Raw genomic sequence first — 10,595 nt, 5'->3', positions numbered from 1 at the left:
GATGTTGGGGAACAGCACGTCCGGAGTGCGCATCTCCAGCAGGCCGGTGGTCGCCACCAGCATGCGGGCCAGCGCCTTGCGCCCGGCCGCCTGGGTCTGCAGGTTGAGGAAGGCGCGCAGCCGCGGGACCACCGCGGTGCGCAGCGTGCGCGCCGTCAGCCCGTCCTTCAGGCGGTAGTCGCTGACGTCGTGGCCCTCCACCACCACCTCCTCCGGCGCCCGCTCGGGATGGGCGGTGCAGACCAGGATGCGGACACGGCTGTTCCCCAGATCTTTGCGGATGTGGTCGATGAGGCCGAGCCCTTCCGGCACCCCCTCCGCCGCGGGGTCCAGCACCGGCTCCAGCAGGACGGCGGCGGTGCCGGGGTTGCGGTACAGCGCCTCCCGCGCCTCGGCGACGGTCGCGGCGGTCAGCACCGTCACCGGCGCCCCGTCCAGCGCGAAGCCGTCGAGCGCGGCGCGCGTCAGCCCGGCCAGCGCCGGATCGGGATCGACCACGAGGACGTGCAGGCGGGGCTTGGCGGGCGGAACCGGAGTGGCCTCCGGCGGGCGGGCGTCGTCGTTGGGCATAACCGTCTCGATGGTTGCGCGCGGTGCGCGCGCCTGCACAAAAAATACGCCCACTTCCCGATTCATTCAACTTTCATCGGTTTGGACACGAAGGGCTTCTCCGTAATAACCGCCTCTTCCGGTTACGCCCCTCCGCCTGTTGCCTGTCGCGGCAAATCGGCTACCCTTTGCCTACAACGGCGGCAAACCGCCGCAAAAAATCAGGGAAGGATTGGAGCGATGGCTCTCAGGGCCGAACAGCTCAAGGACGAGCTGACCGAAGAGGTCGTGCGGCAGGTTCGCGAGCGGCTGGGCCGCAGCCGTGCGGCACCGGCGGAGCGCTTCGTACGGCAGTTCTACGACAACGTCCCGCCCGACGACATCATCCAGGCTCCGGCCGAGCAGCTCTACGGAGCGGCGCTGGCCATGTGGCAGTGGGGCCAGCAGCGCGAGGCGACGGACCGCGCCAAGGTCCGCGTCTACAATCCCCGCGTCGAGGAGCATGGCTGGCAATCCCACCGCACGGTGGTGGAGATCGTCAACGACGACATGCCGTTCCTCGTCGACTCGGTGACCGCGGAGCTGAACCGCCAGGGGCTGACCGTGCATCTGGTCATCCACCCCGTGGTGCGGGTCAAGCGCGACGCCGACGGCCAGCTGGTGGAGATGTACGAGCCGGCGGCGGCCCCCACCGACGCGGCCCCCGAATCCTTCATGCATGTCGAGGTCGGCGCGGTCACCGGCGCCGCCGCTCTGGAGCAGGCCCGCGAGGGGTTGGAGCGCGTGCTGGCCGACGTGCGCGCCGCCGTCGCCGACTGGCGGGCCATGCGCCAGCAGGTGCGCGCCGCCATCGTGGAGGCCGACTGCGCCCGCGCCGCCGTCCCGGCCATCATCCCCGACGACGAGGTGGACGAGGCCAAGGCCTTCCTGTCCTGGGCCGACGACGACCATTTCACCTTCCTCGGCTACCGCGAATACCGCTTCGAGAGCGGCGCCGACGGGGCGGACTCCTCGCTGGGTCTGGTCGCCGGCAGCGGTCTGGGCATCCTGCGCGACGACTCCGTCACCGTCTTCGACGGGCTGCGCAACTACGCCACCCTGCCGCCCGACGTGCGCGACTTCCTGCGCAACCCGCGCGTGCTGATGGTGACCAAGGGCAACCGCCCCTCCCCCGTGCACCGCTCCGTCCCGATGGACGCCATCCTCATCAAGCGCTTCGACGCCGAGGGGCGGATCGTCGGCGAGCGGCTGGTCGCCGGGCTCTTCACCTCCGTCGCCTACAACCGCAGCCCGCGCGAGATCCCCTATCTCCGCCGCAAGGTCGCGGAGGTGATGGAGCTGGCCGGCTTCGACCCGCAGGGCCATGACGGCAAGGCGCTTCTGCACATCCTGGAGACCTACCCGCGCGACGAACTGTTCCAGATCCAGGTGCCGGAGCTGCTGGACATCGCGGTCGGCATCCTGCACCTGCAGGAGCGGCAGCGGCTGGCCCTGTTCGTGCGCAAGGACCCGTTCGAGCGCTTCGCCTCCTGCCTTGTCTACGTGCCGCGCGACCGCTACGACACCACGCTGCGCCGGCGCATCCAGTCCATCCTGGAGGCCGCCTACGCCGGCACCTGCACCGGCTTCACCACGCAGCTGACCGAAAGCGTGCTGGCCCGCCTGCATTTCATCATCCGGACCGAGCCGGGCCGCGTGCCCGCCGTCGACGCCACCGATCTGGAGGCGCGGCTGGTCCAGGCGTCGCGCGGCTGGGACGACCATCTGCGCGACGCGCTGGTCGAGGCCCACGGCGAGGAGCAGGGGCGCACCCTGTTCCGCCGCTACGCCGACGCCTTCCCCACCGCCTACCGCGAGGAGTTCAACGCGGAAGCCGCCGTCTTCGACATCGACCGCATCGAGAAGGCGACGGCCCAGGGCACGTTGGGCATCAACCTCTACCGCCCGCTGGAGGCCGAAGGGGACGAGCTGCACGTCAAGATCTACCACGAAGGCCGCCCGGTGCCGCTGTCCGACGTGCTGCCCATGCTGGAGCACATGGACCTGAAGGTGATCACCGAGTCCCCCTTCGAGATCGCCATCGCCGGCCACGCCGCCCCGGTGTGGATCCACGACTTCACCGCGCGCTCCCAGAACGGGCTGCCCATCGACTGCGCGATGGTCAAGGAGAAGTTCCAGGACGCCTTCGCCGCCGTCTGGGACGGCCGGATGGAGGATGACGGCTTCAACCGCCTCGTCCTGCGTGCCGGCCTGACCGCGCGGGAGGTGACGGTGCTGCGCGCCTACGCCAAGTACCTGCGCCAGGCCCGCATCCCCTACGGGCAGGACGTGGTGGAAAGCACGCTGGCCGGCCATCCGGCCATCGCGCGCAAGCTGGTCGCCCTGTTCCACAGCCGCTTCGACCCGGCCCGCCGCCCGCAGAACGATCCGGGGCTGGCCGCGGAGATCGAACGCGCGCTCGACGGGGTGAAGAACCTGGACGAGGACCGCATCCTGCGGCGCTTCCTCAACCTGCTGTGCAACACGCTGCGCACCAACGCCTATCAGAACGGCGCGGACGGGCGGCCCAAGACCTACCTCTCCTTCAAGATCGACAGCCGCCACATCGACGACCTGCCGCTTCCCCGCCCGATGGTCGAGGTGTTCGTCTACAGCCCGCGGATGGAAGGCGTCCATCTGCGCGGCGGCAAGGTGGCACGCGGCGGCATCCGCTGGTCCGACCGGCGCGAGGATTTCCGCACGGAGATCCTCGGGCTGATGAAGGCGCAGATGGTCAAGAACACCGTCATCGTGCCGGTCGGCTCGAAGGGCGGCTTCGTGGTGAAGCGCCCACCGCCGCCGTCCGCCGGGCGCGAGGCGGCGCTGGCCGAGGGCATCGAGTGCTACAAGACGCTGATGCGCGGCCTGCTGGACATCACCGACAACCTCGACGCCGAGGGCGCGGTGGTGCCGCCGCCCGAGGTGGTCCGCCACGACGGGGACGATCCCTATCTGGTGGTCGCCGCCGACAAGGGCACCGCGACCTTCTCCGACATCGCCAATTCGGTGTCGGTGGACCACGGCTTCTGGCTGGGCGACGCCTTCGCGTCGGGCGGCTCCGCCGGCTATGACCACAAGAAGATGGGCATCACCGCCCGCGGCGCCTGGGAATCGGTGAAGCGCCATTTCCGCGAGCTGGGGCACGACACCCAGACGCAGGACTTCACCGTCGTCGGCGTCGGCGACATGTCGGGCGACGTGTTCGGCAACGGCATGCTGCTGTCGAAGCACATCCGCCTGCTCGCCGCCTTCGACCACCGGCACATCTTCATCGATCCCGACCCCGACGCCGCGCGGAGCTGGGAGGAGCGGCAGCGCCTGTTCGACCTGCCGCGCTCCTCCTGGGCGGACTACGACGCGTCGCTGCTGTCCGCGGGCGGCCGCATCTTCGACCGCTCCGCCAAGTCGCTGGAGCTGACTCCGGAGATCCGCCAGCGCTTCGGCATCGCCAAGGACCACGTCACCCCGCTGGAGCTGATGCAGACCCTGCTGAAGGCCGAGGTGGACCTGCTGTGGTTCGGCGGCATCGGCACCTACCTGAAGGCGGCGGAGGAAACCAACGCCGAGGTTGGCGACAAGGCCAACGACGCGCTGCGCATCGACGGGCGCGACGTGCGGGCCAAGGTGATCGGCGAGGGCGCCAACCTGGGCGTCACCCAGCGCGGCCGCATCGAGGCGGCGCAGCACGGGGTGCGGCTGAACACCGACGCCATCGACAATTCGGCGGGCGTGGACACCTCCGACCATGAGGTGAACATCAAGATCCTGCTGAACGACGTGGTCGTCCGAGGCGACATGACGCTGAAGCAGCGCGACCAGCTGCTCGCCGCCATGACCGACGAGGTGGCCGGTCTGGTGCTGGCCGACAACTACCTGCAGAGCCAGGCGCTGACCGTCGCCCGCGCGCAGGGTCCCGACGCGCTGGAGGCGCAGGCCCGGCTGATCCGCTCGCTGGAGAAGGCGGGGCGGCTGAACCGCGCCATCGAGTATCTGCCCGACGAGGAGGAGCTGTCCGCCCGCATGGCCAACCGCGAGGGGCTGACCCGGCCCGAGCTGGCGGTGCTGCTGGCCTACGCCAAGATCACCCTCTACGACGATCTGCTGGCGTCGGACCTGCCGGACGATCCCTTCATGGCCGACGACCTCACCCGCTACTTCCCCAAGCCGCTGCGCAAGACCCATGCGGAGGCGGTGGGGCGGCACCGGCTGCGGCGGGAGATCATCGCGACCAGCGTCACCAACAGCCTCGTCAACCGCACCGGCCCGACCTTCGTCAAGGAGATGATGGAGAAGACCGGCATGGGGCCGGCGGACGTCGCCCGCGCCTACACCATCGTGCGCGACGCCTTCGGCCTGCGCTCGCTGTGGACGGGGATCGAGGATCTCGACACCGTCGTCCCGGCCGCGCTCCAGACCAGCATGATCCTGGAGACGGTCCGCCACATGGAGCGCGCCGCCGCCTGGTTCCTGGCGAGCTGCCCGCAGCCGCTGGACATCGCCCACGAGACGGAGGCCTTCCGGCCCGGCATCGAGACGCTTCTGGCCGGTCTCGACAACGTGCTGGACGCCGAGGAGACGGCCCGCCTGACCGCCCGCGTCGCCTCCTACCAGGAGCAGGGCGTTCCCGCCGAGCTGGCCCGCCGCATGGCGGCGCTGCCGGTTCTGGCCGCCGCCCCCGACCTCGTCCGCATCGCCGGGCGCACCGGGCGCGGGGTGGCGGACGTCGCCGCGGTCTACTTCATGCTGGGCCGCCGCTTCGGCCTGGAGTGGCTGCGCGACAAGGCCGCCGCGGCGAAGGCGGAGAACCATTGGCAGAAGCAGGCGGTGGCCGCCCTGGTGGACGACCTGTTCGCCCACCAGACCGCGCTGACCACCCGCGTTCTGGAGGCGGTGGACCAGCTTCCCGCGGAAGCTCCCGTTGAGGCCTGGATCGCCCACCGCCGCCCGGTGGTGGAGCGGGTGGAGCAGCTCCTGTCCGAGCTGCGCACCCAGCCCAACGTCGACCTGTCGATGCTGGCGGTGGCGAACCGGCAGCTCCGCGGACTGACCGCGGGGTAAACGGCTTGAAACCCCTCGTCCGGCCCCCTTCGGGCGGGTCCGGACGAGGGTTTCCCATGCGTCCCGCCCGCTTTCCGGCTATGGTGCGGCCAATCCAAGGATTGTCCGCCCAACCGGAGCCCGCCGCGATGACCGACCCCCAGCCGACCCTGAACGACGCCATCCGCCTGCTGCGGACGAACGATCTGGGCGGGGCGGAGGCGGCCTGCCGGGCGATCCTGGCGACCGACCCGCACAACGCGCAGGCCCTGCACCTGCTGGGCGTCGTCGCCGCCCACACCGGCCATCCCGACGGCGCGCTCGACCTCTTCGCTCTGGCGATTTCCGAGGACGGCAAGGACCCCTCCTTCCACAACAGCCGCGGCAGCCTGCTCTTCCAGCTCGGCCGTGCGGCGGAGGCGGAGGCAGCGTTCCGCGCCGGCATCGCCCTCAACGACCGCCTGCCGGAGCTTCACGGCAATCTGGGCAACGCGCTGAAGGCGCTGGGCCGGCTGGAGGACGCCGAGGGCGCCTTCCGCGCCGCCCTGGCCCTGCGCGGCGACGCGCCGGAGATGCACAATTTCCTGGGCACCACCCTGCGCGAGCTGGGCCGGCTGGACGAGGCGGAGGCCGCCTTCCGCGCCGCGCTGGAACGGGCGCCGGAGTATCTGGAGGCCCGCTACAACCTCGCCGAGGCGCTGAGCACCCGCGGCGCCCTGGAGGAGGCCGAGGAGGCGTTCCGCATGGTGATCGCGGCGGCGCCCCGCTTCGTCCCCGCCCATGTCGGCCTCGCCCACACGCTGCAGAGCCTCGATCGCGCCAACGAGGCGGTGGAGGCCATCGAGGCCGCCCGCGCCATCGCGCCGGACCACCCGCTGGTGCAGTTCACCCGCCGGCTGATCTATTCCAACGCCGTCCCCGGCTGGCACCTGCCGATGATCAACGATTTCGAGCGCAACGACGCCTACGAGGCGGCGCTGAAGCGCGCGGTGACCCCCGACTCGCTGGTCCTGGAGATCGGCACCGGCTCGGGCATCGTCGCCATGATGGCGGCGCGCGCCGGGGCGCGGAAGGTGGTGACCTGCGAGGTGAACCCGATCCTCGCCCGCATCGCCCGCGAGACCGTCGCCAACAACGGCTACGCCGACCGCATCGACGTGGTGCCGAAGCTGTCCACCCGTCTGTCGGTGGGCGCGGGCGGCGACCTGCCGGAGAAGGCCGACGTCTTCGTGTCGGAGCTCATCAACATCGGCATGCTGGCGCCGCGCATGCTGTCGGTGCTGCAGCACGCGCGCACCCATCTGGTGAAGCCCGGCGGCGCGATCATTCCGCGCGCCTCGACCGTCTACGCCATGCTCGTGGAGACGCCGGAACTGGCCCGCATCAACCCGGTGAAGACCATCGGCGGCTTCGACATGTCGACCTTCGACGTGTTCCGCTCCCCCGGCTATCAGCAGATCGACCTCGGCGCCGAAACCCACACGCCGCTGTCGGCCGCCTTCACCGCGCTCGACTTCGACTTCACCCGCAACATGCCCGAGGAGGGCGGCCGCGAGATCGCCGTGGAGATCACGGCGGAGGGCACCTGTCACGGCGTCGCCTTCTGGTTCGACCTGCAGATGGACGAGGAGGTCGTCTACCGCTCCGAAAGCCGGGCGCGGACGAACCACTGGAAGCAGGCGATGACCTATCTGGAGACGCCGATCCGCGTGCGCCCCGGCGACCGGCTGACCATCGTCGCCCGCTACGACAACAACCAGATTTCGTTCGGCGTGGGTGGCTGAGCGGACGCGCGCCTTCGGGTTTTCCCGCGGGCCGACGCCAGCCGACCGACGCCGAACCGGAGAGGCCGCATGAGCACCGACAAGACACCTGACCGCATCGCCACCGCCCTCGCTACCCCCTTGCCGGACCTGTCCGACCTGGAGCGGCAGAAGGCGGAGATCGAGGCGATCCAGGCGCAGATGATGGATCTGCGCGCGCGGATCGACACACGCTTGGACGAACGTCGCCCCACCATCGACGTCGTTCCGGTTCACCTCGACGAACCCGCGCCGTCCAATTCGCCCGCGGCCATTCGCCATACCGAATAAAGCTACGCTCTTTTGACAACCTCCGCCTGAACGCGCTAGGCTTCTATCAACGAATGGCGGCAGCGACCGAAGTGCCCGCCTGGATGGTCGGGAGGGCCTCATGTCGATCAACCCGTCGAACGCGCCGGCCTCCGGCCTCAGCCTCGGTTTCAGCCTCAAGGCGGCGCTGACCGTGCTGGGCGCTGACAAGGGAGCCCCGTCGCAGACCGCCGCCGGTCAGGCGGCGTCGGCCTCCGGCGGCTCGGCTGTCTTCGTCACCCTGTCCGTCGAAGCCCAGGCCTTCATGGCGACCACCACCGCGTCCAAGGCCGGCAAGACCACGACCAGTGCCGCGGCGGGGGACCCCTACGCCGCCTATTTCCCGATGCGGGACGGCAAGCCCGCCACGGCGCTGGCCAAGGCGGCGTCCGATCCGGGGGCAGTGTCCAGCTCGGCGGGCCTGAGCGGGCCGGCCATTGCCAAGGACGCCCGCGCCCGCATGGATGCGCAGTACGAGGCCATGAAGGCCGGCGGAAAGGCCTTCGACTTCGACAGCTTCGAGGGTCGGGACTGGTACTCACTGATGGGCGATCTCGACCGCCGCTCGCTGGAGGCGGTGCGCAGCAACGCCGGTGGCCACTTCTCCAAGCAGGAGCAGGACATCGCCCAATCGATCATGGCGCAGCAGGAGGGGCTGGCCATGGGCCTCTACAACGGTCCGATCAGCCAGGAGGCCAGCTTCACCGATCCGTTCCGCGGCGACGAGGCCGCAAGGATGAAGGCGAACCTCACCTTCCTGGACGCCGTCGGCCCCGAGGAGAAGACCTCGACCGAATGGGCGACACGCCGGGCGTCGGCGCAGGTGTCCTACGAAATCCACACGAGGGAGAAGGGCGATGAACCGGAAAAGCTCGACAGCGACAACCCGCTTGCGACCCTGATCAAGCAGGCGATGGACCGGTCGCAGTCCGACCCGCTGCGGCACATCCCCAAGACACCGGACGAGTTGAAGACACAGGCGTGGTTCAAGGGCTTCGAGTCCCGACTGGACGCCACCGCCGCCCGGAACGTGGCGCAAGGCATCGCCCAGGGCATGGCACTGGCGAAAGCCACCACGCCGGCGGCGGACTCCGCCAAACCGGCGTAGCTCCGCCCCCGGGTTGGCATTCCCGGCCGCTTTGCCTAGAGTGGGTCATCCCGGACAACAGACGGCCGATCCTTCAGCATGCCCCACACCGCCGAGGCGCCGAGCCGCCGTGCCATCGCGTCCTGGTGCCTCTACGACTGGGCGAACTCGTCGTACAACACCATCGTCACGACCTTCATCTTCTCGGTCTATTTCGCCCGCGGCGTGGTCGGGGACGAGGTGGCCGGGGCCTCGCGCTGGAGCGCGGCGCTGACCGTCGCCGGGTTGCTGATCGCCCTGCTCAGCCCCGTGCTGGGCGCGGTGGCCGACCGGACGGGGCGGCGCAAGCCGTGGATGGCGCTGTTCACCGCCCTGACCGTGGTCTTCTGCGCCGCGCTCTGGTGGGTGAAACCCGACCCGTCCCACGCTTTGTTCGCCCTGGTCTGCGTGGTCATCGGCACCGTCGCCTTCGAACTGGCGAACGTCTTCTACAACGCCAGCCTGACCGCGCTGGCGCCGCCGCGGATGCTCGGGCGGATCTCCGGCTGGGGCTGGGGCATCGGCTATTTCGGCGGGCTGGCCTGTCTGGTGGTCGCGCTGTTCGTCTTCGTGAAGTCGCCCACTCCGCTGTTCGGCCTGCTCGACACGGCGGAGCAGGCGCCGGTGCGCGCCACCGCCCTGCTGGCCGCCGCCTGGTACGGGCTGTTCGCCCTGCCCTTCTTCCTGTTCGTTCCGGACGTGCCGGCGACCGGGCTGGGCATCCGGCAGGCCGCGCGGGAGGGCATGGCGACGCTGCGCCGGACGCTGGCGGAGTCGCGCAAGTACCGCAACACGCTGCGCTTCCTGATCGCCAGCGCGATCTACCGCGACGGCATCAACACCATCACCGCCTTCGGCGGCATCTTCGCCGCCCACGCCTTCGGCATGAGCTTCGAGGAGATCCTGCTCTTCGCCATCGCGCTCAACGTAGTGGCCGGCGTCGGGGCCATCGGTTTCGCCTGGGTGGACGACCGGATGGGGGCCAAGCCGACCATCCTGGTCAGCCTGATCGGCCTGACCGCCTTCGGCGTGCCGCTGCTGCTGGCGACGGAGAAGGCGTGGTTCTGGGTGCTGGCCCTGGGGCTGGGCGCCTTCTTCGGGCCGGCGCAGGCGGCCGGGCGGTCGATGATGGCGCGGCTGGCCCCGCCGGGCATGGTGGGCGAGATGTTCGGGCTCTACAGCCTGACCGGCCGCATGGCCGGCTTCGTCGGGCCGCTCGCCTTCGGGCTGGCCACCGCGCTGTTCGAGAGCCAGCGGGCCGGCATGGCGAGCGTTGTGGCTTTCTTCGTCATTGGTTTTGGGCTTATGCTGACGGTTCGGGAGCCGGCACCGGGCGATGCGAATACGGTGCGACAGTCCGCCGCGGCATGACGGCGGATTCACCCAGCGGAAGCTGCTAACTTGCCTTTTGCTGCGACGCACAACGAACTTTGCGCGGAGGGCGGAACGGACATGTTGCACATCAAGGACATCGAGGCCTTCGCGCACATCAACGAGGCGCTGGCCCGCGACCACGCCGCGGCGCGTGGGGAAGACGAGTCGACAGGGCGTCCGTCGGGGCATCATCCAGCGATGCATCCGGCGATGCTGATCGCCATGGCGGCGACCGGGCGGCTGAAGCCGGAAGACGGTGCGGACGGAAAAACGCCGCAGACCGAAGCCGCCCTGCTGGCGCGGCTGATGGGGGCGCGGCCTGTCTCTTATACACATCTCCGAGCCCACGAGACTATAAC

At 70.0% G+C, this 10,595-nt stretch carries 7 protein-coding genes; 6 read left to right on the top strand and 1 reads right to left on the bottom strand.

Features of this window, described 5'->3' with window-relative positions; all coding sequences use genetic code 11:
- Positions 1-570: response regulator (locus Q4I23_RS25740; protein WP_498528097.1), on the bottom strand; the 570-nt coding region annotated here is incomplete at its 3' end.
- 219 nt (positions 571-789) lie between these two features.
- On the opposite strand from Q4I23_RS25740, the gene Q4I23_RS25735 reads away from it, so the two are divergent.
- From Q4I23_RS25735 to Q4I23_RS25710, 6 genes are all read left to right on the top strand, one after another.
- A complete protein-coding gene (locus Q4I23_RS25735) occupies positions 790-5,646 on the top strand; it encodes an NAD-glutamate dehydrogenase (protein ID WP_498528096.1) in 4,857 nt (1,618 codons plus the stop codon).
- 128 nt (positions 5,647-5,774) lie between these two features.
- Entirely contained in the window at positions 5,775-7,409 is a 1,635-nt protein-coding gene (locus tag Q4I23_RS25730) for a tetratricopeptide repeat protein (protein ID WP_498528095.1), read from the top strand.
- Positions 7,410-7,478: 69 nt separating this feature from the next.
- Complete coding sequence (locus tag Q4I23_RS25725; RefSeq protein WP_498528094.1) at positions 7,479-7,718, top strand: hypothetical protein; 240 nt, start codon at positions 7,479-7,481, stop codon at positions 7,716-7,718.
- A 100-nt stretch (positions 7,719-7,818) separates the two neighbouring features.
- Entirely contained in the window at positions 7,819-8,844 is a 1,026-nt protein-coding gene (locus tag Q4I23_RS25720) for a hypothetical protein (protein ID WP_498528093.1), read from the top strand.
- A 78-nt stretch (positions 8,845-8,922) separates the two neighbouring features.
- On the top strand, positions 8,923-10,233 hold the full coding sequence (locus Q4I23_RS25715; protein WP_498528092.1) for an MFS transporter: 1,311 nt from the start codon (positions 8,923-8,925) through the stop codon (positions 10,231-10,233).
- Between the two features lie 81 nt (positions 10,234-10,314).
- Positions 10,315-10,595, top strand: a 281-nt coding sequence (locus tag Q4I23_RS25710; RefSeq protein WP_498528091.1) for a hypothetical protein, incomplete at its 3' end; no start/stop codon positions are given.

The sequence above is a fragment of the Azospirillum sp. UFLA03-27 genome (assembly GCF_059803775.1).
Note: the sequence above shows the minus strand (reverse complement) of the source record. Positions and strands in the feature narration are given on the sequence as shown.